Source organism: Bradyrhizobium sp. ISRA442 (assembly GCF_038085055.1).
In the GTDB taxonomy this organism is placed as follows: domain Bacteria; phylum Pseudomonadota; class Alphaproteobacteria; order Rhizobiales; family Xanthobacteraceae; genus Bradyrhizobium.
In genome coordinates, this window is the sequence record NZ_JALGCN010000025.1 from 64581 (window position 1) to 89459 (window position 24879).

Below are 24879 nucleotides of genomic sequence, written 5' to 3' on the forward strand. Positions count from 1 at the left end.
ATTTGAGTCGATCGCGCACCCTGTTCAGTTGAAGCGGACACCAGGGCCTAGTCGGTCCCGCAGTGCCTCCCGACTGATGACAAGATTATTGAGGTTCAGGTCCGGCCGTCTTGCTGCCAATCGCCTAACCAGTTCCCGGGTGCCGTCCACGACAAAGACGCCGCAGTCATAACCGTTCTGCTGCTGTCTTATCGGGCCCCGTTGCAGGTTAGCGTCGAGCCGTCCTGCGAGTTCCGCTGCGGGCCTGTCATTGTATCCCTGGGTGGAGTCATAGTGATAGGCGACCGGCTGGCCCCGATCGCGGCGATCAACCAGCAGCAGCGACCAGTGGCTGCCGCGCCGGTGTCTATCCGTATTGCTGGCATCGCTCACCGGCAGGAATAAGAAGTCGGCTGTATCATAGCGAACCCACCCTAATGCTCGTTCAGCGACCTCCTTGGAGGGGGATCGCAACATTTGGGCAATCAGGGGATCCACGAACCGCGTCCGGGCGGCGAGATCCGGATTGTTCTGCTGCAACTCATCCGCCAGGAGCTCATAGTCCCGCTGGATATGCTCGTCACCCAGCCACTGCGTGGGGCCCAGCACGGGTCCGCTGCGGTGGCCGGAAGAGGCAACGTTAGCCGAGGGGCCGATCTGAGCACCCGGGACAGGGGGCGGGCGAGGATCATGGATGGATTGCGCGTCGCGGCCTCCTCGGGACCCCAATGTGATCGAGTAGGTCTCACCGTTCGTGGAGACCTTCATTGGGCCGCTGAACTGGGTCGGCCGGCCCTCGATGTTATCCAGGACACAGAGCAGGAAATCCGGTACCGGTCTGGAGCCATCCTGCCAATCCTCGCCGGCTCGGTATCCGATGTCCTCAAGTTCCTGAAGCACGCCCGACCGCCCGACGAAGAATTCGGGTTTACCGCCGGAGTTGAGCACCGGCGCTGACTCAGCATCATCTTGCATCTGCTGTGGTGTGTACGGCAAATCAACGAAAGAGTTGAGCCCACGGTAGATGTCCGACGACTGAGCTGGCGTGTGTGGTGGTTCGGTGAAGAGGGGCGGTGTGGCGGCAGCCCCACCCAAGGGCGCTGACTGAGCATCGTCTCGCATCTGCTGCGGCGTGTACGGCAAATCAACCAAAGAGTTGAGCCCGCGGTAGATGTCCGACGACTGAGCTTGCGCGTCTGGTGGCTCCGTGAAGAGCCGCGGTCTGGCGGCAGCCCCACCCAAAGGCGCTGACTGGGCATCGTCTCGCATCTGCGGCGGTGTGTACGGCAGATCAACGAAGGACTGAAGACCGCGGAAGGTGTCTGCCGACTGAGCTGGCGCGTTCGATGGTCCGGTGCAGAGCGGCGGTCTGGCGGCAGCCCCACTCACCGGCGCTGACTGAGCATCGTCTTGCATCTGCTGCGGTGTGTATGGGAGATCAACGAAAGAATTGAGACCGCGGTAGATGTCTGACGACTGAGCTGGCGTGTTAGATGGTCCGGTGAAGAGCGGCGGTCCGGCGGCAGCCCCACCCACCGGCGCGGACTGAGCATCGTCTCTCACCTCCTGCAAGGAGTGCGGCAGATCAACCAAAGAGTCGAGACCTCGGTAGATCGCGGACGACCCATCTGGCACCGCTTCCGGCGTCGGCCACTCGAAATCGGACGGCAGGTGCGGCGACCACGTTGAGTTCGACTCGCCACGCCGCGGCTCTCCGCCCGCCCGATCAGGGGAGACGCCCAGCGCAGCGTTCGCCTCGACGAGCAATAGGTAGCTCCGAAGACGATCGAAGCCCATGTCGGCGTTTCGACTGGCTTTTTTAAAGTCCGTGTGATCGTCGTTCAAAGACTTTTGCTGTTCACTGGTGCCGGTGAGTCGGCTCACTATGCTCCCTCGCCCCTCCCTTTGAAGCCATCCCCCGAATCTTCGTTGGTTCTGGGCCAGATTTTGAACAACTTTTCTCCGGCTGTCCTCGGGTTCAAGCATGCTCAGCTCTGCCCTTTCCAGGTCATCTATGATGCGAGCGTCATCGGGGTAAAGATGCAATGTGGGCGACCGGGCAGCACGACGGCTGGGCTTCCGAGACGCACCCGCTCCGGAAACGCCCTCAGCCTCGCCAACCTTGTTTAAGGCGAACAATAGATGCTCGTCCTTCGGGAACCACTTCTGAGCGAATTCAATGCGCGCAGCGTGGTCTAGCCCGGAAATTGAGTAGCCCGCACGATTAAGCGCGTTAGAAAATCTGCGAAGACTACGATCATGACGAGCGGCGCTGCCCGGTGTCATGCCACTGGCACTAAGCCGCTCCGAGAGCGGCGCGTCTTCCGCTGAGGGCATCGTGCGCGGCCGCCCGCCAGAAGCCACAAAGCACGGATCATGATACGCACGAAGGACACTCAACCCCTTCTTCATGTCTTCGTCCTTCGGGAAGTAAGTCTTGACGTAACGGACCAGGGTCTCATGCCCCCCCAGATCAATCGCTTGGCGATGAGCGCCAAGATGATTTCCAAGTCGACGAAGCGCCTGAGTGTAGCGCTTAACTGTCTTTCGCGTCGGGCTCTTCTGAGCCACATATTGGGCAATCGCCTTGTCGATAATGTCCCGCTGTTCCGTAGAGAGATGGGGATGGTAGTTGTGGCCGCCACCGGAGACAGGACTCGGGTTGGTTGGGCGCGCCTCGGTCAAGTGCTGCTCAAAGACCCCTGGCGCGTCATGGCCCCCCTGGTGCTCGTCCGGAACAGCCTGCTGCGCCCGAGTCCAAGCTGGGACATTGAATGGATCGAAATTGTGCGGGTCCATGCTAGCCTCACGTCCAAGAAATCAATTGAGCTGATCCTATTATGGATGGGCTTTCCAGAAGCTGACGAGGCTGTCGCTCGTGAAGCAATGCATCGCCACATCGGCAAAACGAAACTGCCCGGCGGCTCTCAATCGTCGCGGGGCTTCATGGGTTTCAGGGCCCGCCTTGCTCTCGGCCGATGAAGCCTTCCGGCGGCATGGGAGCCGACGACTCGTCATTGCTCTGCTTGAAAAACGGCATACCGGCGGGCTCCGCACTTGTCCGCGGTCGATCTTCTCTCCCGGCTGGACGCGTATGCACCCGGTCGGTTCAGCGGCCATCAGCGACGTACGCTGCAGTGATTGCTGAAGTATTGGCGATCAAAGGCCGCTCGACGGCTCATAAGCACCGCAGAGATCAAACTAGCGGTCCAAGCTTCATGTCTTAGGATCTAATCTCGACAGGTTATTTCGTCGAATTACCCGCAAGCCGTTCGCTCGCTACGGCGCTCTGAAGAGACCGGCATCACTGTCCGCCGATGAGGTGGCGATCAAATCTATGGCCCGCACAAGCGCACATATTTGTGCTCGGGAAAAGACGGGTCACCCTGTGACATCGAGGTATTCGACATCGCCCGACACTCCGCCGACATCTTCCGGAGGATGCGACCGAGGGCATTGGGTAACAGTGAAAGGCCGTTCGCTGGCCTGGTGTCCGATCACTTTCGAGCTTGATCGGATGTGCCCGGCTGTCGTCGAAGTCGCGAAGGTAAAGGATCGTCTTTCGTGAATCATGTCGCAGAGCCGGGCCTTGCAAATATCGATGGGCTTCTGCTGACACCTTCTCGCGGCACCTGGAATATGCGAGTTTCACGACCTCTTTGAAGAGATCGGCTTATGTCTATGCTTGACCATACTCTTAGGTCGGACGTCCGCTGGACAGATGGGTGGCTTCCAGTCAGGAGGGCATCGACCCACACCGGCCGCTTTCGTTTTGTGAATCGCGTCGGGCTCGTCAGCTTTCAGAAAGCTAGCCCTTCTACAGTGACGTCGAAGTTAGCGGCGCGTGGTAGGGACAGCGCTTACCCCGTGTATGCGTGGGGCTTTTGGGCGCCGAGTCACGTTTCTGCTAACTTCAACCAGTGCGGGCGTGGCAGCGACAGCGTCTGATTCACCGTCCTGACCAGCGCCGAGTCGCGCCCGCGCTGCTTCCGGTGTGACACTGGGATCTTATGTAGGCCATCGGATCTTCGAGATCAAACTAATAGCCAGCTCCGCGGAGAGGGGCTCCAGGCCGTAAATTCGAAAATTGTTGAAGGACCTTGTAGTCCGCTCGCCCCAAAAGTTTGACCGTTAGGCTTGGAACGAACACAGTGCATAGTGTTATCGCTTTCGGTTCCGGTGTTGAGATGTTCAACCAGAGCCGGACCTCAGCGAAAGCGCAGTGACGAGGACAAGGCACGGATTGTTGCCGAGCCTCGTGGCGAGCGTCGACTCGGTCGTGCGCTGGTGCGACGGCACGCATTGTCGTTGACAGCAGCTGTTTGGCTGGCCAGGTCAGTTAGAGAAGCGGCCGGCTACGATTCCCTGTGCCGATGTGTTGGATGCGTGATGCCCGCCCTTAGCCCTGAGCGCAAGGGCCAAAGGCGTCGAAACCAACAGGAGCTTAGCCAACTTTCAGGAAAGTCTAACGGGCCAGCGGTCCTGCTTGAGTGCAAGCACAGCCCATTCAGGCTTTGACGCGCCAGGCACGAGCTCACCAACCTGAGTCCGTCCAGCCTCTCTCTGAGTATTCTCCCCTCGCTGCATTACTTCCAGAGAGCTTCCGTCGAGCATGGCCCTCCAACGTCCGAACCGCCGCGGTGAGCTCTGCTTCACGTCGGGCGCGCGTTCAGGGCGCCACAATCCATGTTCCCTGCCGTGGTTGCACTGCCGGACGCGATGCGGATGTCCGGCATCGATCGCGAAAGGATCCACTCGCGGGGTCGGCCAAGTATGTTGTAACCTCCCAAACACTCACGTTATCCTTTGTGTGACGATAGCCGATATATCATGTCGGTTCGGGTTCCTGTAGCGGTCGGCGAGACTTTTGAACAACTCACCCATCTGATCTGACCGAACAGTAAATTCCCCATAATTAGGATCAAAGAGGGTCGTCATTCCATTCGATGTCGACGTTGCGATTGTGTGGGCGCCACCTGCGGCGAAACGCAAGCTGACCAAGTAGATCGACCCATTGTCGGCGACCTCATTCACGATCTGGTCAATGCGCGAAGATGTACCAAACCTATATCGCGTCTCTTGGGCGAACGGCTCTAGGCCGGCTTCGCGTAACATCGTACTTTTTGCCTGAAGGTTGTGAGAACCTTCCGCCCTATTCCTTCGCAACAGACTCTTGAGGTCTTCATACCGCTGCTGCCGCATTGCCGCTGCGCTGTGATTTTGAGTCCCCGGGCGCAGCGCCCTCATCCGGGATGAAGGGCTGCTCGGGAGATTGAGGAGCCACTCCGCTGCCAATCCAACGCAGATTCCGTTGACATTGGCCTCGGACAATTCAGCAGTCCTGTATTCGAACAAAGGACGGATAGGCCTCGCTGGAGAGGATGGATTTGAGCTGGAGGACAGAGAGGACGTGCTGGGGTCCGAGGTGCTTGGACTATAAATGATTGCATCTGAGGTCTGTGGCTTGCTGCAGCAGAGCCCCATTTTGTCGGACAATTCCCCAGATGGCGGGCTCTCCCGCTGAGCGAGATCCGTCAATGTTTGAGCAAATTCGTAACTGTCCGCGGACCGACTCGGTTCGTCAGCTTGATTAGGGCGTGTGGATCGGCCACTAACTCGATTATACATGCCGGTTCGCCTGATTCTTCAGCGTACGTTTCCTCAGAGCGAGCGCGGGCTGCTTACGCTCTGCTTGCGAATGATATTGCGGCAAGCTGACGACGAGCTGACAACCAGATAAGCTTGCCGAAGCTACCGCCCCCGCGCCTAGTTTGTGTCTCGACCATCACTGCTCACGAGCCCCGCTCCAGATGCGGGGTAGTGGCCGACGAGCTCATGACTGTCGCACAGCGACGGCAGGCCGACCTTGTGCAATCCCGGATGCAGTCAGGGTGATGGGGCGACAGCGCCTTCGTCAAACTGAATTCGACCGTCGCGTTGGCCTCGATCTCACAACAATCGCGTTATGCCGCCGGTCGGCACACACTTCTCGCTCCAAAGAGTGCGCAATTCGCGTCGTCGGCTCGCCCAGTGATCCCTTGTGAGGATCGTCGGCCCGGCGAGATGCTGTTGTGGCCGCCGAACCGCGTTCAGCACGGCTCCGCGATCTTTACCGGGATCAGTGCACTGTTAGCTGCTCCTAGTTGATAGTAGGTAATTTGGCTCAGCCCCCGCGCACGGCTACGGGCGATCGATCCTGACATATACACGCTTTTGACGTCTCAGTTCGGCGGCGCCGAATCGGTGCTTCTGCAGCCGCTCGGCGTCACCTTCCGCTTGGATATTCCTAACTCAGCTCATCATGGTGCTGCGCTCATCCGCGCGAACAACATTGCTGCGTCTGAGGGTCCTAGTCCAACGATGCCTACAAAGCTCGGCGGCGGCATCGGGATGTCCCGATGAGTGGGTCTCCACAGGTGAAGGCAATATCGGCTGTTATTCACATACTGCGAATATGGCGGATGCAGCTGCATGACGCACTCCTCTTCATCCCAGAACAGGTCTTTTACAAAGCACATCTCTTCCCAGTTCGGACAGCGCCGCGGCGTCGAGACCGCAACATGCTCCCAGCCAGGACGGACAAATCCACTTATCTTTAGTTCACACCCGCAAGGCCCCTGCACAAAGAACACGCCGCAAGGGCCTGATCCCGGAACCGTAGCGAACCGGCCGTGTTGCACGCGGCCGGCCTCCAGCTTCTCTATCAACTGCGCTCGCACGCCCGCTCCTTTGCTTTTCGGAGGGCCTTGAAACCGACGCAGATTACGTTGTCTCGCAAAGCGCTACTGTACCGCGCTTCAGAGCACCATCTGAGAAAGCCGCAGATGTCCATCATCACTCGTTCTCCTGCTATAGTCTTCTAACGATCGCATCGTGGGCCGATCCCTCTCAGGGGCCACTGATTGCGTGGGTACGAGCGGTAGCACGATCTGGGCGATGGCGAATCAGTCCGCCGACCGCACCTTCCCGCTCATAATACAACTCTGTCATCGAGCCCCTCTCATGCGAAGCATTTACTCATCGATGCCAGCCAGTATTGGTCGCAGATCGCCGAATAGAGCGCGCATCAGCAACACTTATGTCTGCCATCGCTCTCCCGCGCTTCAAGCAAGCGTTAGTGCGCATTCATCTCACGGCGCTTGAGCACAAGAAACTGGCGGCACCTCCTCTTCAATGAATTGGTCGTCATCATGGCATTCTCTCTATAGTGGGCTTTGACATCTACATTCCATGATGACTCGCAAAGCCAGTGATGCTCCAGCTGAACCGACGATATTACTGCTTGGTGAGATCGTACCTGATCATTAACGGCTTTCTCGTCGAGACTGAACAGTGGCAATGCGCCCATCTATGTGAACACGATTGAAATGTACGGGGGTGCGTCGAGCCGGCCTGCACCCAGAGCCGTGGACGCTTGGCATGAACTGTCATCGAACCGATGACATCCAGCGGATCGCCTGCCATCTCGGCCTCTCCTCGTAAGCTAACGGTCAGAAACAATGATTAGCCGATCTCATTCAGGGCGATCGTCGGCCGATCTTCACGCGACACTACGATGCAAGTCCGAACGCATTGCTCACGGTATGGCGCTCGCGATACGCTCAGCCTTCTGTTGCTAATGCGGGTGTCGTCTTTCAGACATGGACGTCGCGAATCCGACCTCTGGCAGCGACGCTGTGTCGCCATCGCCCGACAGACGCGCTTTTGTTTGCATCAAAGCGGTGCCGATACTTCTGCGTCGTGGCATGTAGATTGCTGCGGTGACGGAAAGCGACCTTAACTGTACCGACGATACACGAGCATACCATCGGCCGGAGGCTCGCCGCGCAACAGACAACGATTCTAATACTCTCCTTGTGAAAGAGGACTGCGAACTTATGAGTGGTACGAGGCATGCAAAGCCCGGCATTTTTCCGTGGACCGAAATGACGCATTGGCGCGCACCAAAGCGCCCAACGATCAAGCATTACGGCGCTGATTGCCGCTCCCGGAAGGCGCAAAGGAGGTGGAACCTTTGGCCGCTGGCCGCGCTCCTCATAAATGCGCTGCTTTGGGCCGGTATCTACTGGATCATCGCAGCTCTTCTGAAATAATCTTGCGGATGGCAAACGCGCGAGGGGCTTTCCGACGCCTCTCGCATGCCGCGGCCGCACCGTACGCGCACCATCAATCGGACGTGGAGTCCTCGTTCACAGACTTGGTTCCAGCGCACACTTCGCGCGGCTACCAGGAAATCCGCCCCTCCGACGAACGCAAAGGAAATATTGAGGCATGACGCAGATATCTCGAGGTTGGCGAAGCTGATATGCCATTGCAGCCGCGACGAAGTGCCAAACATTGACCTGTAACAGCTCAACACGTCCCCGCGCGGATGGGCATCCGGGCCTCCGCGCTAAGCGCGACGCATTGACTGCAAATTGAGGTCTAGGGTTGCGCATTTTCGTGATATGAGAATTAGCTTTCGAGAAGCTGACTAAACAAGTAGACCTGAAGGAGCGTTGGGCAGGCGGACTGCTCCGCCATATATGTCGCGATCTGGAGCGCGGCACAGGACCGTCAGGATGCCCCGCCCTACGGTGCCCCTCAGCGTCCCTTCCAGGCACTGAATTGCTTGCTGAGCGACATTTGCGTGGCCATTGGGTCGGATAGCGATCAACCGGCTGGAGCCTTTTGATGATCCGCAGCGACGCTTTACAGCTCTTCCTCGTGCCACGTATCGTCCTCGTCTTTGTGCATCTGCCACACGTGGGCACGCCGAGCCAGCTTGTCGTATTCCACGGCAATTTTGAGCAGCCTGTCTTTGGCTTTTCCGTCAGCGAGCGCTTCCGCTTTCTTTCGCGTTGCTTCCGCACGGCCTCGCCAGTGGTCGGGCTGGTAGAGTTTACTTTTCGGATTCATGCCGAGAGCATGCAATTCGCAGATCAAAGAAATGCGACACCGGCGCTCCGTATAATCACGTAACAGCGACGCTCGTTGCCTAGCTTGCCGAGGCGGACTGTCGCCATGCACCGCCGCTATTCTGAAACACCACAGTGCGCGTTGCAGCCGAGGCTCGTACGAAGAATGCACAGCCCCGACATCCTCAGACGATCAGACGCACGAAGGGGCTTGAACCGCACGTAGCGTTAGATTGTACGATCCTCGACAAGCGGGAACCACGTCCGACAATCCAGACCGTTCCGGACACGTCATGAGAATTGCGAATGTTTCAAACATCTAAACTCACCTGGCGCGACTCGATCAGGACGCTAAGATCCTCCAGGTGCATCCTTGTCCGCGCTGCGTCGGAGCTATTCCTGTCGCGGCTGGACGAAATCGCGCGTTTCGAGCTCTGCACGGCAGGCGCTTCCATCACCGTAGCCTCAGCGGAACGCCAGACGGAGGCTCCATCCCAGATACCCCACCCAACGTCTTCACATAACGCTGGACACGGGCGCGATTACACCAAACTAGTCTCGGCGCGCGCCATCATGGTTCGCTCTGAACGATCGAATGCATCATCAACAGTGGCTTGAGCGCACCTGCGCTTTTGCCTGCTCTCCGTGCCTCGCGATAGCTAGCCCGGCCCCTTCAACCCGGCGCCGCGCCGGCTACGGCGTCATTAGTCGGCTGGCGGGTAGGCTGAGCCAGGGTACCTAAGCACATGTCACGCCCAAGCAGTGCCTCGCGACATCGAGGCATGCACCGAATCACCGGAAGCTCCAGAATGATCACTTGCTGGGCCAGCTCAGCCGCCAGTGCTTCCACTCTTCGTGGTGCTCCGCCACTACGGCAGGTGTCGTTTCTGTCGTTCCGGACAGATGACCAGCACGTACGGACCGGAAAAGCGGAAGAACGAGCATGCGGGCTTAATCAGTTCCGGTCTGTTTCCCGGTTTACAGGTCATGTTGCGCTTCGCGCAGGAAGAACAGTAACGCAGCCACACGGACTTGAAGGGATATCATGACTCAAAATCAACGAACTCAGTTGATTTCGCGCCTCAAACTCTACCACTGCGCCATCGCTCTTGTCGTCGCAATGACAGCTGTAATCCCCGGGCCGGTCAACGCGCGCGATCAAACGCCGACCGCAGAAGAGAAAGAGGCTTGCATGGAGGACGTGTTCCGCCTTTGTAGCGGCCACATACCAGATCGCACCGCTATCACTGCCTGCCTCAGATCCAAGCAAGCGAGCCTCAGTCAGCAATGTCGCTACGTGATCTCCGCGCGAGACACGGGCCACAAAAGCAGCAACTCGAAGTGAAGATGTGGCGGCCAGAAATGGAGAGCTTGACCCTCACGTAGCGTCAGGTTGTAGCCTCGCCAAGTGTGCCCACAATGAACCGACTGCCGCCTCAAGCGCCAATGAGGCCATGCCGCGTGGGGCGGGGCCGGTGCATCAAGGCAATCGGTGCCGGGTCGTCTCTTCAACGATGTCTCGCTGAACGGAAGAGCTCGAGGTTTGGACAAGGAACGCGTAAAGTTCGATGGAAGTGCTTAGATCGATCATCGGCAAAGTTGCCACGGGCGCCACTCTGACGCGTGAGGAAACTGCGTCAGCCTTCGACAGCATGATGTCGGGTTACGCAACTCCCTCGCAAATCGGTGCCTTGTTGATGGGAATGCGGGTCCGGGGCGAGACGGTCGCAGAAGTCACAGGCGCCGCCTCGGCGATGCGGAATAGAATGCCGCGGGTCGAGGTCGCATGCGACCCCGTCGGTTTCGCTGGCACGAGCGAGACCCTTACGTATTCGGTCAACGTGTCGACGTGTGCTTCCTTCATCGTCGCCGGAGCTGGCATTCCTGTGGCCAAGCATGCCAACCGCGCTGCGTCTTCGGGTTCAAGCGCCGCAGACGTGTTGACGCGCCTTGGTGTGAAGGTCGATCTCAAGCCTGAGGCCATCGCACGTTGCGTGCAGGAAGCCGGCATCGGCTTCATGTTTGCGTCCGCCCATTATCCGGCGATGCAGCGCATCGGGCAGATCCGGAGCGCAGTTGGAACCCATACGATCTTTAATCTTATCGAGGCTCTGTGCAACCCGGCCGGGCTCAAGCGGCAGATCGTTGCGGTATTCTCTCCCGAATGGGTGCAGCCTCTGGCGTACGTCTTGAAGAACCTCGGTGCCGAGTCGGTATGGGTTGTTCATGGCTCGGACGGGCTCGAGGAAATAACCCTCACCGGCCCAACGTTTGTTGCTGCGCTTGAGGCGGGAATAGTCCGCACCTTCGAAGTGACGCCGGAAGAAGCCGGGCTCCCCCGCTGCCGCAACGACGCGCTGGAGAGCAGCGATGCGGAGGCTAATGTCGTCGCGCTGCAAAATGTGCTTCATGGCGTACCGGGTCGATTTCGCGACGCCGCGCTTTTGAACGCGGCGGCGGCGTTGGTCGTGGCCGGGCGGGCCTCGACACTGCAGGAAGGCGTAGCACTTGGACAAGAATCACTTGATCGCGGCGCCGCAGCCGCTCGACTGAAGCGTCTGATCGCGGTTTCGAACGCCTGACAGCCGAGCTAGCCGATGTTCCGGTATTGCGACCAAGTCTGCTGCTCACGAGCGCGAAAATACTGCAGCCACGAATGCGCGTCACTTCTGCGGAATTTCAAGGAGCGTGCGCCGCCTGCGCTCGCCCTGACGAAAGCAATTCGCGCTGAGCACGCGGCCCGAGAGTCCACTTTTGGTCGGCTAGAGGCTGTTGCAGCCCGGGTTGTCGAGGTGAGGACCCGCGACCAAACGTGCGCTGCGCGCCAAAGGAGACAATCGATGATGTCCTGGCAGAAGATTGAAACACTCGGGACCATTGCAACGATAGAACACGTCATTCGAAAGTTTCGGGAATTGATCGATACAGATAGATCGATCCCGCCGGAGCTGCGGGGTGCGCTGCACGAGACGCTCGATGAGCATCTTCTCGAGGCAAAAAAGCGTGTTCTCCTAAGATCGCATTAGGTGCGCCGATGCCGTCTACATGCGGAGAGACTCTGGCAGGCGCGCGGGCGGTACCGCAATCGGCATCATCCCGTCCGCACGGAGGCCCAGCGAGGTTCCAGCCCAGCTGGTCGGATCGCGACGACGGCTCCATGTGCACTGGCGCGTCGCCGGGCTGATCAGCGCGGTCTGCTGTTTGATGAGGGCCCTGTTGAAACACGTGGCGGCGGCAGTTCTCAATTCTGCCGCTGCGATCGCCGATCCGGCGCAACGCGCCGAGACATTGCACGTCCGTCCGGTCCTGACTGTAGCTGATCCAGAGGACATCGAAGTCATACCCGGTCTCATCTGAGCCTACCAGGCACGCAATTCCCACACCGGGTACCCCATTACAGGCCCAATAGGGATCAAAGTCGTCTCTGGGTGTGGAGACACTAGAAGTGGGGTTCAACTCCAGAGGCAGATCATGAGCCACCGGTTCTCTCCTGCGATTCGGGATATGCCGTCTATCCAACCGGCAGAGTTCCGCCATGCCATGCGCAGCCTGGCGAGCGGTGTCGCCATCGTGACGACCGGGACGGCAGCCGGACGACGTGGACTGACGGTGAGTTCTGTGACGTCAATCTGCTTGGAGCCGCCGTGCCTGTTCGTTGGCATCAATGCCCGCTCCGAGGCACATAATGAGATCCTTGCCAACGGCAGCTTTGGAGTCAGTGTTCTCCGCAGTGACCAGGAGGACCTTGCCCTGCGTTTTGGCGGTCGGGAGGGGGCGAAAGGCGTTCACCGCTTCGATACCGCGCCCTGGAATCAGGGCGTCCTCAATGTACCGCTATTGCCGGACGCATTTTGCGCGCTCGAATGCGTTTTGTATGACCACAAGGTGCTTTGGCACACATACCATCTTGATCGGACGAATTATCGCGACCCGAGAAAGCCATGGAAATCCGTTGATCAACTTCCGGGGCGCGCTTCGAACCTTACTGCTTGACTGAGTGCGGTTTTTGCGCAGATGCCGTCGGGAGAGCAGAACGGTGGATGGCCTCAATCGCTGGTCGCTTCCAGCGACGGTCATCGAACAATCGCCCGGGCTGCGACTGGTTTCACAGATTAGAGCTCGTATTGAAAGGCCTCATCAGCTCCGGCGATTTCGGCGCTTCGCCTGTCCTGCTATGCTGGCGCCGGCCTGCGACCTCCCGCGTCGAGACGCGTGCGGGTTACCTGGTCAGGACAATGCGTTTTTTGCCGAAATCGCAGGAAGGTCCTGATCAGAACAATTACAGCTCACCAGAACGTCCAACTCCAGTACGGCCTCGGCTGCATAATCTCGTCGAAAACTACCAGCTTTGGTAGCTCAGTTGTGATCGACAGGCGCGTAGCATCGTTGCCGCAGCAGGATCTGGTCCAGAGGCACGCCCCGGGGTCACAACGGATGGCGCCTCTCTAGATCTTCGGGCTCGATTCTGATGTGAGTAGATGGTGATGTCATCATCTTGCAGAAGCGATGACAATCGAATTCAAAGGCGTCAGACAACTATGTCCAGCAACGCGTTCGAAATCGCCCCGATTCTCAAGGGCATTCGCCGCTGGGTCCTGATCGAATCTCCGACGGAGCGGCCGGATCAGATCAACAAACTGGCTGATGTCGTCGCCGCAGGCTATCGCGACCTGCCGGCCAGCGTCGAGCGCGTTGCGGGGCGTGACGGCTGCGGCGATCATTTGGTCACCCGCTCTTCTTGGGGGCAGGGCGTACCGGGCATTCTGGTGTTAAGCCATCTCGACACCGTTCATCCGATGGGATCTATCGAACGGCTACCATTCAAGATCGACGGCAACAATGCGTTCGGCCCCGGCATCTACGACATGAAGGGCGGTGCCTACCTCGCCTATCACGCATTCCGGCAAATCTGCGCCGATGACGCACGCCCGCCGCTCGGCATTACCCACCTCTACGTCTCGGACGAAGAGATCGGCAGCCCAACCTCGCGCGCGCTGATCGAGGCCGAGGGCCGCAAGGCCAAATACGTGCTGGTGACCGAGCCGGCGCGCGACGGCGGCAAGGTCATCACGGGGCGCAAGGGCGTTGCGCGCTTCGACGTATTCATCAAGGGCGCGCCCGCGCATGCCGGCACGGGCCCCGAGGACGGCCGCAGCGCAATCCGGGAACTCGGCCATGTGATCCAGACGCTGGAAGCGATGAACGATCTCACGCGCGGTATCACCGTCAATGTCGGCGTCGTCCGCGGCGGCACCAGGCCCAACGTCGTCGCGGAACTGGCCTATGCGCAAGTCGACATGCGCGTCCCGACCATGGCCCATGCCGACGAGCTGGTGCCGAAGATTCTCGGCATCAGCTCGCGCACCGAGGGCGTCAGCGTGAAGGTATCAGGCGAATTGAACCGTCCGCCATATGAGAAGACCAGCGCCGGTGCTGCGCTTTACGCACACGCCAAAGAGCTGGCCGCCGAGCTTGGCTTCGAGCTGCTCGACGCGTTCAGCGGCGGCGGCTCCGATAGCAATTTCACCGCGCCGCATACCGCGACCCTTGACGGCCTTGGCGTCGACGGCAAGGGCGCGCATACGCATTATGAGCAACTCTACATCTCGTCGATTGAACCTCGCGCGCGGCTGCTGTACCGCCTCTATCAGACGCTGCGATAATCCCGGCACCAGGCGAAGTCAGCGACCGCGACGTGCGTTGGATGACGGCCGCCGGCACTTCGCAGGATCGTTCCTCGCCCTCCCCCAAGGGCTACAGGCTGCGCCCCCATCAGGCCGACCTCATCGAAAACTATCGGTCGGATGCCGCATTTGGCATTGCAGGGTCAGCGTCGGATAGAAGTGACTGAGCTAATCAATGACGGCGCAGCGGAGGTCAGGCGGGCAATCGGCTGCAAAGGTAGCGAGCAATTGGTCGCAAAAGGGCGAGCGTTTCCGACAATGGGCTCATCGGCAGCGACCCTGATCTCAAAGGGAGACGAACTTTCTTGACGCAAATCGCAGCGCTGAATGCGTGCGACACCAGACCGGCCGGCGGCCCGATTTGAGAGCTTGGCCACGTTCACACGGCTGCCTAAAAGGGCTTGAATCGGACGTAACGTTAAGTTGTACGATCTTGAGGTGGGCACCTATCTCGGTCTGCCGCCGGGATTGTGAAGGATTGCGAATGTCTCAGCTGGTCAGATCCCCGTCCCGATGGTCGGTCATGATCCTCATCCCCGGTGGCGGATCGGTCGGAAGGGCTCTGCAGCGAGTCCCGATTGCGGCGCTATGGCTCGCACGTAGCTTTGAATGGTTCGCCATTCCGGAACCGAGACTATGTGGCTGTTCTGGGCCGGGGCACCAGAGAGCCGATGAGGTCAGAATTGACCGACGTAGACCTCCATCCGAACCCCCTACGGGGGGACGCTGCTTCCCGAATCTGAACCAGGCCCCTCCACTGGCGCGACACCGCGCCAAAATCAGTTCGCCGAACCGGCTTTCCGCTCTGTTCAAACTGCTTTCCCGTGGTGGCAAGGCATTTCCATCGCGCAAAGGTGCGACAGACGGCGGGCCTGCGCAGGTTTTCAAAGAGCCTGAGCTGCAATTGTCGCTCCGCGTGACCAGCGCGGCATCGGAAGATATTGCTTGGCATTATGGAGCAGCAAGTTGAAAGAGCCCGACGGCATCAAGAAAGTCTTGTTGATCGACCATATTGAAGGCCAATGCCGTTGCATCATCGGCTTCAAAGATGGAGATGCCAGAGAGGCCTATATGTGCGGCGAGCCCGTATATCAAAGACGCGGCAAGAAACTGTCTTCGTGGTGTGTCTATCACTACGGACAGATGCACACGACCGCCGCCCAGCAGAACAGAATGAGTGATCAATCGGCCGAGATCCCTCAAGCAATATCCATTGTTCGCAACCCATGACATCCACCAAGAACCGGGTCCGGCCAAGGCCGTGTGATCATCGCCTGTACAAGGGCCAACCGAAGCATGTGTTCGGGGCCTCGCCAAATTCCGGGTTGCGGCGGAAGCGCATCGCGGCAAACGTACTGTGCGAGCCTGACGCGCATGAATAACGCGTTGGATCTCTGCAGACTGATCGAGCGAAACGCTCCCTATGCTCCCGACAACACTGCGATCCATTTCGAAGTGCAGACTCTCAGCTACGTCAGCCTCAACCGACAGACTGGCGGATCGCTCGCGCCTTCAAGAGTCAGCTCGGCGTCCAGAGGGGAAACCGGATCGAGATCCTCAGCTTTAGCAGGCCGAATTATCTGGGGCTGCAATGCTCGATGCGAAAGAACCGACCTATCCTCTCTCGGAGCAGGACGGCGCCAAATCAAGCTTCGCTCAGTGCCTCACCACGGCGCAGCAAGTTCACCATTGTTGGCATCACGATCCCTGTCTGATCGCGCCCAAATGCCCGGAGGTCGCGGATGCCGCGGATCCTGATCATGAATGCCGGTACGGCTCAAATGTCGGGCGCCGATCTGACACCAGCTCAACTTTCGCTGGCCGCCAACTCGGCATACCGTTCAGCGTGGTTTGCTCATGAGGGTGACCTGATAGTCTCCCCGGTAGTCATCCCGGCGGATCTGCTATCCTTCATTGGCGCGACCCTCGATTTCGACGCATCGAGTCTTTGTCTGCTTGTACCTGAAGGCGGCCGCCAATCGCCGGTCCTTGATGATTGCACACTTCTGTCCAAGACTATTGTTGAGCGAATCAACAGACATATTCGTCAGAAATCAACCTGGCGATTGTATCCCTGCTACTCTACCGAAGGCGTCGCACGCCTGGCGGCCATGCTGGGCATACCGCAGACCGGCGACGACTTCGCTCTGCAGCGAGGGCCTGATCTGTTGAACCGCAAGAGCCACTTCCGTCAATTGGCGACAAGCGTCGCACTTCCGCTGCCCAATGGATCCGTCACGACGGACTCAAACGAACTATTCAGAGCGGTCACTTCCCTCAGAACCGAGACCGGCAGCGTCATTGTAAAGCTGGACAATGGAGCCGGTGGAGTCGGAAATGTCATCCTGACCGGCAATGAAAGCGATCCACTACCTGGGGCAAGAGATACCCGGCGAATTCCATGGCCGTCGTTTGATCCTGACGCGCTTTGGTCTGAGATGACAACGGCATCGTGTAAGACGCTGGTCGTGGAGTCGTACCACCTGGCCCAGTCTTTGTTCTATCTCGAGTATGAAATCAAGGATGATGGTTCAATCGTTTTCATGAACAGTGGAAACATACGTCTGCGTAAAAGCACGGATCGATTCGAAAGAGCTCTGATCTGGACAGGACTTGAGCTTCCAAGCGACCTGGGGAACGAGCAATGGTTGACTGCTCAGGCGCATGCCTACCGATTTGTGGCGCTTGCGCGAAACCTGGGATATCGCGGAATGATCAACATTGACGCCATTTTCACGGATGACGGACGGTTGCTGTTTAATGAAGCGAACGGCCGCTGGGGTGGCGGCTCGGTGTTACACAGCATTGCAGTCCGGCTGCTTGGCTTCGACTATTCCGGTTGCAACGTTATTTTATCCGCTAGAAATGTTCGATCACGATCCCTCCAAACAGCGCATGATCGTTTCGTCAAGGAAGGATTTCTGTTCGACCGCACACGCAAGGAGGGCGTGATCCCGCTTGCCGCCGACGAAGAGGCTGGCACGGTGGAGTGCCTTGTGATTGCGCGCGATAGGCCCGCGGCCCGCGATCTGCAGCACCGGCTCCTGCGAATGGTTTGATTGAGACACCAGCGACCATGTCTTCAACCGCTCAATCGATCCGAACTTGCCCCTGCTTTCGATCTGCGCTGAAACCGGGACCCTACGCGACGTGAATGTCTGCTTCGTCTCGCTCGAGCTCTGTCAGCCCCAATCGCGACCACCCTTAAGTCGCTCTTGAAGTGCTGGCCGATCGGCGATGAGGTGCTCGAGGTGCAGCGGCTCATTGTCTGGCCGCTCGCCCTGCGCCAATCGTCCAATCAGCGCTCGCGTCGCGCCTACCACATAGAGTCCGCAATCATGGCCGTTCTGTTGCCGGGCCATGCGGGCTGGTTGCAGGCGGACGCCCAGACGTGCTGCGAGCTCTTCTGCAACGGTACTGTGCGAGACCCGGCGGAGTCATAGTGATAGGCAACCGGCGCGGTGGGCACAGAGTCTTCTCTTCTGATGGATCCTGCAAAGCCCCAGTGCGCGCACATGCCGTCCCAAATCGCCCCGAGCATTCGGCTGTTTTCTAGGTCTGGTAGCTGTCGAGAACCCGACGACAACACAGGGCTTCCTGCGCGCAGCGCGAGTCCACCATCGCGCGCGCCGACACGCCTAACCGCTTCGACGCAGCGACGATGACTGGCCGCAACTACTCTGAGCAACCCGAGCTTCGATTACGCGTGGTCGCTTTTACAGGCATCAAGGCTAGCCGTAACGTCCGACCGGCGTTGTGGCAGCCTTTGCGAGGGATCGTCTGAGCACAAGATGGCCACGCTACCGCTCTCTCCTGAGAGCTCACCCCTTACCAAATTCATTCGAAAGCGAATTCAGCCATCCCACCTCATAGCCCAGCGGTAGAGCTTTCGACGATCCGGCGGTTCGCGCCGCTGCGTTTTGAACAGAAGTAGACCAGCGATCGGCGCTCGCCGGACAGCACAGGCTTCACCTCATGCCGGAGCTTACATGTGGTGACAAGCACGGCGCCAAATGGCGGTCGGAATACCTGGTGTTCGTACACACTTGGATATACTACGAACTCACCCCCCTCGAAGTCCCTCGCCAGCTGCACAATCACCGCGTACTCGAAATCCGGGTCGCTCGCAGCATCCAGATGAATGCCAACAAAGGAACCAGGAGGCATCCGATGCATCTGGCATCGGCGAATCACGTAATCTGACGTGGCTCCCAAAATCTTTTTTAGCGCGAAGCTGCGGTCTTTCCTTTCAAGTAGTTCCATGATCTGCCCTGGAGCTGCACCACTGGCGTCGCTAGGAGCGTGGCCGGGCGGGTCTACCCTCACGCGTCTGACAAAAACATTGTGCGAGTCGCCGGCATCTCCCTCCCTCACTTCTTCTTCGGGAATCTCACCCTGCAGCTGATCGATCTTGGCCAAGTCATCTTGGGTGAACAATATCTGGGGGCCGATCACGACCGTCCCCTTCACCAACAGCTCTATGCGGTATTTTGTCAAAGCTTCTTCTGAAAGCAAACGGGATTTATGATTCATTGCGCGCGCCATTCGAGTTCACTCCAGGGTTTTATCTTCGACGCAGGACTGAAGGTCCTGGTGCATCGAGCGGAATGCTTGGTCCCAATGCTCGCCATCGAACTCGCTTATTCTTATGCGTTCGATGGTTCTGTTATCCAGGCATCGAATATTTACGCTGAATCCGGAGGGGTTCGACCGCGGCCTATAGAATGGCTTTACGCCACAAACCCGGCAAAACGTGTGCCGAGCGATGTTCTTGTTGAACTGATACGCCGTGAGGAATTCTTCGCCACACTCAATTCCGAGCTTATCGCCAGGTACGAGCAAGTGCAGAAATCCAGACATTTGGCAGATTGAGCAATTGCATCGAACTGCAGAGAGCTCTCGCGGCGCTCGGACGTAGAACTTGACAGAACCACAGTGACAACGGCCATGGTGTTCGATCTCCGAGTGATCATCTCCCTCAAGTGAGACAATTCGGAGCAGATCGCGGCACCACTGTAAGCTGAGCCGATAGGCTCGATCGAATTCATCCAAAAAGCGATGATTACGGTCAGCCGGGACAAGTTCGCCAATCAGCCGGCTTGTCATTTCTCCGTGATACTTCTCCGCGGGATCTTCTCCGCCGACATGGCTGCGGAAGTACTCAAGATCGTCAGGCCGCGCCTTAAAGGTTTTGACCAGAGTGGTCCATAGCGACTGGATCATGTCCGCAGCATGTAGCTCAAAAGCGACCATGTAGGCGCAACGCACTAAGGGATCTTTCGATGACAATCCGGCATAGAGAGAATGCAGGTACCGCTTCGTCGTGGCGCTGTAGTTGGGCCGTATTGCTCTGCCGAGTAGCTTCGACGCATCCCTTCTAAACAGGTTGGAGTGGAAGTTCTCAGTCACCAGAATATCGGGTAGCGCCGCCTTGCCGCCCTGGAGAATTTGGCCATAACCACCTGTCTCATCCCAACAGATGAAGTTTGCGACCACGCTGGTCAGTTCAATGTCCCTCGCAAGATCTCGATTGTGATTCATTGCATCGAATATGAGATCCCTTTGCGACCCCGCCTGCAGGTACGGGAACGCCTGTGACATCGCCAGATATTCAGGCAGCAGGCTAGCGACCTGGTCCTCGGACATCTCCGCAGCGAACGGGTGCGGGCCGAACAGGGCTCGCGCTTGCTCAGTCAAATACTCGCAGCATATCTGCGGAGGCTGATCGGGTGTAAATCGAGACGCTTGAGCTGTCATTTGACCCCTGGCGATGAGGAGAGAACGGTTCTTGACGGAGCAACTTCGTATCCGGGCCAACTGTTGGCTACCGCGAGTTCGTTGGTTTCGATGAGCTTGTGTTCGCGTTCACCATCCAGGCGACATTCTTGGTGGCCGCCTTCGCGGTAGCAGACAGCGGCATGCTCAGTCCTGCTCACGCGCATCGAAGGGAACGCGTAGATCAACTGAGCGGCGGCGATCCAGACGGATTCCGGTCCACGAAAAGTTTCGATGCCGCGAATTCCCGGCACGGCCAGCATTCGCTTGCAGAGTCATGGTGAGATATTACGCCGCACAGGCCCTCGCGGTTGCTGCTCCTGCCAGTTGATGGACCGCTATGAGCTTCGTACAGCATTGCAAGGACTATCCGCATCTACCTGGCTCTCGGGGCCTTCGGCCGCAAGCTGCGCGAAATACGGGCTGCTGGCCGGCACCAACTTCTCAAAGAGACCGCCGCTAGGTTTCGCGTCCGCGACGCGCCACCACGCTGTCTTCTTGCACGTCTACAGCAATCACCGTGCCAACTCGTGCACTCACACCACAGATTCTGAATACATTGACAAAACGCTCGCGACCGACTCCTCATTGCAATTGTATTGAACCTGACAGCGCTTGCACGGCCGTCAGAAACCAGACGGCGAAGAGCCAGCCGCCACTCACAACGGGTATAGGGCTGTTGAATCGCGAGGGTGGTCCAAAGGTGCCACATAGGTGGGCTTCGCGCGCTTAACAGCGCGACAGCGCTTTGGGCGTTCGGGCGTTAGCATGGTGGTCCCGGTCGCTGACGTAATCCGTCTTCGCTCGTGACAACTACGCGAAGCAGCCGCCTCAGGCCGTCGAACACGACCATATAGTGGGATCTGGACGCATGCGCAGCCCTTTGTCGATGCGCCTGACAATCGCGGCCAACTCCGGGCATCGATCGAGGCCATAACGCGGTCTACGGAACATGTAGTCCCCGCTGATCGCGAGCAATCGAAGAACGCCATGGACCAGAATGCGCAGTTCGCGGACTGAGATGCCTAGCTACATCTTGCGCGCTCACTGGACGCGGGTGCCTCATGGTGTTGGTACATCCTTGGACCGTTTTCGATCAGGTCTGTCCAGATCAAGCGTCACGGACAAGTGCAGCAAGATCGGCTTCGAGCTTCGGTTGATGCTTGAAAATAGCGTCTATCAACGCCTGCGCCGGTTGCTCGGCGGCCTCGACCAGCGCCGCCTTCTCAGCCCGCGCAGAGGGCGCGAACACTCGCTTGACGACGGTCGGCGATCCCTTGAGGCCGCATTTGGAGACGTCTTCGATACCGGCATCGTTTGCGCTCCATTTCACGATTTGGGCACGCGCGGCACGCAAGGCATCCGCCATCGCGCCGCGCCGAATCTGATTCGTTGCCTCCAGCATGGTGATGAGACAGGGCAGCTTCGTGTGCAGCACCTGGACACCACCTTCGGAGCGTCGTTCCGCTTCAATTGTATGGGCAGCGAGATCTAAGGATCTGACTTTCGCAACGTAGGTTAGCTGCAGTACGCCCAGCCGCTTTGCGATGCCGGGCCCAACCTGCGCCGTATCGCCGTCGATCGTCTGCTTTCCCGTGAAAATGAGGTTTGTCGGGCCATATTCCTTACCAATTTTTCGGATGGCTGTTGCAAGTGCATACGTTGTGGCCAGGGTGTCGGAGCCCGCAAAGCAGCGATCGGTGAGTAGGACGGCGCGATCGGCGCCATAAGTCAGCGCCTTTCGCAAAGAATCTTCCGCCGATGGCGGTCCCATTGTAAGCACGGTAATTTCGCCGCCGAACCGATCGCGCAGCTCCAGCGCGGCCTCGAGCGCGAAGAGGTCATATGGGTTGATGATGGTCGGCACTCCCTGACGCATGATTGTATTGGTCACCGGGTGCACGCGGATCTGCGCCGAGTCCGGAACCTGTTTGATGCAGACGACATTGTGCACGGTGTTGCTCCAAAAGCTGCGACAGCTGCGAAGAGCACAGCAAGTGTTGTACCATCGCCCGCCATTTTGGAATCGGCTTGCCATCACAGAGGCATAGACCGGGTAATGTGCCCCTCTAGCCCGCTTCCCGACGTACGAATGCTAACATAGTCGGGACTGCGACAGCGCTATTCCGCAGGGCACGTCAGGTGACCGAGGCCAGGACAGCTTGCGACAGATTACCGCCGCTAATCACCAGCGGGGGGCGGACCGGTTGACGTTCAATGAGCATTGCCGCTCATTAGTCCAAGCTTGATCGACGGATAGGCATCACGCTTGTTAGATGTTGAGCAACCGACGGTTCGCGATTGCATGGCCCGCCAGGTGACGCTCAGTATGTCATGGCGCGCAAGTCCTCTCTCATCGAACCAGGTGAGCCCGCCTTTCGACAGCAGAAATCAGTTTGGTAGTATGGCGTCGCGATCAGGTACTGATGATCGAAAAGTGGCCCGCCGTAGATCGAAGCCTGGAAGTCGACGCCCGCCTGAAGATTGCTGGTATCGGATTTCTTAAGCGGAAAGGTTTCGGTGCCTTGAGCATCAACGAACGGCGCGATGACCCAACCGAACTGAGGCTTGCTGAAATCGATCGGCGTGTAAGGGTCGCCAAGCTTGCCGTTTACGCAAGGAGTGAGCGGGTCTTGATAGTAGAGTATGGCCTGTACCCGAGCGTTCACTGATGCGGACGTGGTATGCCCGATACCGTCCTGAGTGACTCCGAACGACGCTCCCTTGGCACTGGCGAGGGGACCGGCCTCCCCTCGAAGCTGAAATGTATCCAGACGGTTGCGCCGGATGAGGAGCGGGTCGACCCCCGCCGCGCACGGCCCAATGGGGAGCGCCGGCGCGGCAGCGTCGTTTGCGGGCTTTGGGGCCGGCCTCGATGCGGGGGCCGCTGGCGACGAAAGGCCAAGCGCCTTCAAGATTTCCGACCGTTTGCGTCCTCTATAGTACAGAATTTCGTTCTGACGGTTGGCGCGCAATTGCGCGAGCATCTTCTGATCTCGCTGATCGAGCAATGCTTCGACTTGCTTCGCGTCCTCAACTGGATCGGGTGCTGCCGGTGTCGGCTTGTCGGGGCCAGCCCATGTCGGGTGGACCGCAAAGAGGCCGGTGATCGCCACAATGATTAGGAGAATGGGAGCGCCCGCGATTCTCATGTTGACCCTAGCCCTCCGTCACCTGCCAACCAGCGTGCTTGTAGGACAGGACGAAGCTGTTGATCAGATCGCCCATCGTTTTCACGTCCTTAATCCCGATGGCAATGCCGGCCTTGGATATCCAAGGAATCGCCACCCCGTGGAAAAGCTGGCTATTCCACGCAGGCACATACATCTGTGAAGCTTTACAGAGATTGACGTAAAGATCTTCCAGGCCGAGGTTGTGCAGAAGGGCGCTTATCGGCGTTGCGGAAGGAATAGTGTGAGGGCCGTGCGGGTCGTGGCTCTTGTCGAAGTACCACTCAAGGCGGTGATAGATTTCATCCCGGCTGATGGTGCGGGACGTCGTCCCTGCAAAAACGTCGCCCGCCGCTACGCTCTTCGGCTTTCGCGGCTTCCTCTTCGGACGCGTATTCGCCATGGCTTCCCCTCCCCACCCCTGCTCCCGGCGGGAAATAGTGGGCCACGACAAGATGATCGCGAGCTAGGAGCTCTCCTAGTTGACACGCCCGAACGCGAGTAGAGCCTACGGTAGCAAAACGCTTTCGCTTGGCGCGTGCGGATTGCGCTTGGTAGGCTAGGCTCCAGCAATGCACCTTTGGTCAATCAAAGCCGCTTCGATGGACGCTGGATATGGAGCGATTCAATGATGAGAGCTTCACGGGATGCTCGGTGCATCTCTTGCATTGCTGCTGGCATTTTTTGACGCTCGGCGTTCGCGCGGCGTCGGCAGATGAACCGATCCGCATCGGGATTCTTCACTCGATGAGCGGCGTGACCGCTCCGGACGAAGCGCAATTGAGAGACTTCCTGTTTTTTCTGGCGGCAGAACAGAACAAGCCGTGGCCGGGAACATGGATGAAGCGGGCAATTAAACCCCGTGCGGACCGCCTGGAGCGCACAAACTAAGCGCGAGTACGCACCGTAACTTCGTCTCGAACGGTGTGGATCTTTTCGGCGCGTCTTGCCAACTCTTCATAATTCTGCGCCACCTTCAGCAGGCTTTCCTTCGTTTGACTATGCTCCGCATTGCCGGCTTTGGTCCGAAACTCCTCGGCTCGCATCCGCCAATACTTCGGCGAGTACATACGCTCAATCGGCATGGGCGACCCTCATTCTGGTTTGGTTCACTCGAAGGTTGGCGGCTGTTTCCCTGAAGCTGCAATTGGCTCCAGACTCCCATCGCTTCGCTGGTCCGGTCGGTGGAGTGGTTCACTTCCTGGCTTTGCGGAAGACCTCACAAAATTCAGCAGTGGAGCTCATTCAGTGAAGATGCTGCTTTTCGGCCCGGCAGGCTTGCCGACCTGGTTGTCCGCATTTCTGATGCCTCTCGCGTCGTTCGGCATGCTCGCTCGGTGAAACAAGATCAGCGTGATCAGTTCACCCCACGAT

The 24879-nt window shown here is 58.5% G+C and carries 18 protein-coding genes; 8 read left to right on the forward strand and 10 right to left on the reverse strand.

The features are described from left to right. Positions 1-24 precede the first annotated feature (24 nt). The 3 genes from MTR72_RS33930 to MTR72_RS40570 all read right to left on the reverse strand — a co-directional run bounded on the left by MTR72_RS33930 (position 25) and on the right by MTR72_RS40570 (position 6698). Positions 25-2778, reverse strand: a complete 2754-nt coding sequence (locus tag MTR72_RS33930; protein WP_341511945.1) for a Ulp1 family isopeptidase — start codon at positions 2776-2778, stop codon at positions 25-27. Between the two features lie 1995 nt (positions 2779-4773). After that, positions 4774-5607: a YopT-type cysteine protease domain-containing protein gene (locus MTR72_RS33935; protein WP_341511946.1), complete on the reverse strand. Its 834-nt coding sequence runs from the start codon at positions 5605-5607 to the stop codon at positions 4774-4776. A 671-nt stretch (positions 5608-6278) separates the two neighbouring features. Then, positions 6279-6698 (reverse strand): DUF7694 domain-containing protein, encoded by a 420-nt coding sequence (locus MTR72_RS40570; protein ID WP_445819659.1) that lies wholly within the window; start codon positions 6696-6698, stop codon positions 6279-6281. Between the two features lie 1954 nt (positions 6699-8652). Here MTR72_RS40570 and MTR72_RS33940 point away from each other — a divergent pair. The 7 genes from MTR72_RS33940 to MTR72_RS33970 all read left to right on the forward strand — a co-directional run bounded on the left by MTR72_RS33940 (position 8653) and on the right by MTR72_RS33970 (position 17619). Continuing rightward, on the forward strand, positions 8653-8940 hold the full coding sequence (locus tag MTR72_RS33940) for a hypothetical protein (RefSeq protein WP_341511947.1): 288 nt from the start codon (positions 8653-8655) through the stop codon (positions 8938-8940). A 1504-nt stretch (positions 8941-10444) separates the two neighbouring features. Beyond that, positions 10445-11458 carry an anthranilate phosphoribosyltransferase gene (trpD, locus tag MTR72_RS33945; RefSeq protein WP_341511948.1) on the forward strand — a complete coding sequence of 338 codons (1014 nt, stop codon included), beginning with the start codon at positions 10445-10447 and terminating at the stop codon, positions 11456-11458. Between the two features lie 258 nt (positions 11459-11716). Then, entirely contained in the window at positions 11717-11902 is a 186-nt protein-coding gene (locus MTR72_RS33950; protein WP_341511949.1) for a hypothetical protein, read from the forward strand. Positions 11903-12347: 445 nt separating this feature from the next. Beyond that, positions 12348-12869 carry a flavin reductase family protein gene (locus MTR72_RS33955; protein ID WP_341511950.1) on the forward strand — a complete coding sequence of 174 codons (522 nt, stop codon included), beginning with the start codon at positions 12348-12350 and terminating at the stop codon, positions 12867-12869. A 545-nt stretch (positions 12870-13414) separates the two neighbouring features. After that, complete coding sequence (locus MTR72_RS33960) at positions 13415-14539, forward strand: M20 family metallopeptidase (RefSeq protein ID WP_280969114.1); 1125 nt, start codon at positions 13415-13417, stop codon at positions 14537-14539. Between the two features lie 987 nt (positions 14540-15526). Then, positions 15527-15790: a hypothetical protein gene (locus MTR72_RS33965; protein WP_341511951.1), complete on the forward strand. Its 264-nt coding sequence runs from the start codon at positions 15527-15529 to the stop codon at positions 15788-15790. Positions 15791-16302: 512 nt separating this feature from the next. After that, positions 16303-17619: a preATP grasp domain-containing protein gene (locus MTR72_RS33970; RefSeq protein WP_341511952.1), complete on the forward strand. Its 1317-nt coding sequence runs from the start codon at positions 16303-16305 to the stop codon at positions 17617-17619. Positions 17620-18427: 808 nt separating this feature from the next. On the opposite strand, the gene MTR72_RS33975 is transcribed toward MTR72_RS33970, so the two are convergent. The 6 genes from MTR72_RS33975 to MTR72_RS34000 form a co-directional block, all read right to left on the reverse strand. After that, positions 18428-19105: a 2OG-Fe(II) oxygenase gene (locus MTR72_RS33975; protein WP_280969111.1), complete on the reverse strand. Its 678-nt coding sequence runs from the start codon at positions 19103-19105 to the stop codon at positions 18428-18430. A 6-nt stretch (positions 19106-19111) separates the two neighbouring features. After that, a complete protein-coding gene (locus tag MTR72_RS33980) occupies positions 19112-20317 on the reverse strand; it encodes a GFA family protein (RefSeq protein ID WP_341511953.1) in 1206 nt (401 codons plus the stop codon). Further along, complete coding sequence (locus MTR72_RS33985) at positions 20314-20598, reverse strand: hypothetical protein (RefSeq protein WP_280969109.1); 285 nt, start codon at positions 20596-20598, stop codon at positions 20314-20316. Before MTR72_RS33985 ends, MTR72_RS33980 begins: the two co-directional genes overlap by 4 nt. Positions 20599-21446: 848 nt before the next feature. Then, on the reverse strand, positions 21447-22289 hold the full coding sequence (locus MTR72_RS33990; RefSeq protein WP_280969108.1) for an electron transfer flavoprotein subunit beta/FixA family protein: 843 nt from the start codon (positions 22287-22289) through the stop codon (positions 21447-21449). Between the two features lie 370 nt (positions 22290-22659). Further along, complete coding sequence (locus MTR72_RS33995) at positions 22660-23487, reverse strand: hypothetical protein (protein ID WP_280969107.1); 828 nt, start codon at positions 23485-23487, stop codon at positions 22660-22662. A 7-nt stretch (positions 23488-23494) separates the two neighbouring features. After that, complete coding sequence (locus MTR72_RS34000; RefSeq protein ID WP_280969106.1) at positions 23495-23908, reverse strand: hypothetical protein; 414 nt, start codon at positions 23906-23908, stop codon at positions 23495-23497. Between the two features lie 212 nt (positions 23909-24120). Here MTR72_RS34000 and MTR72_RS34005 point away from each other — a divergent pair, with 212 nt between their 5' ends. Then, a complete protein-coding gene (locus MTR72_RS34005; RefSeq protein ID WP_280969105.1) occupies positions 24121-24396 on the forward strand; it encodes a hypothetical protein in 276 nt (91 codons plus the stop codon). Here the strand turns inward: MTR72_RS34005 and MTR72_RS34010 are convergent. Next, complete coding sequence (locus MTR72_RS34010) at positions 24393-24590, reverse strand: hypothetical protein (RefSeq protein ID WP_280969104.1); 198 nt, start codon at positions 24588-24590, stop codon at positions 24393-24395. The genes MTR72_RS34005 and MTR72_RS34010 overlap by 4 nt on opposite strands. Positions 24591-24879: the final 289 nt, after the last annotated feature.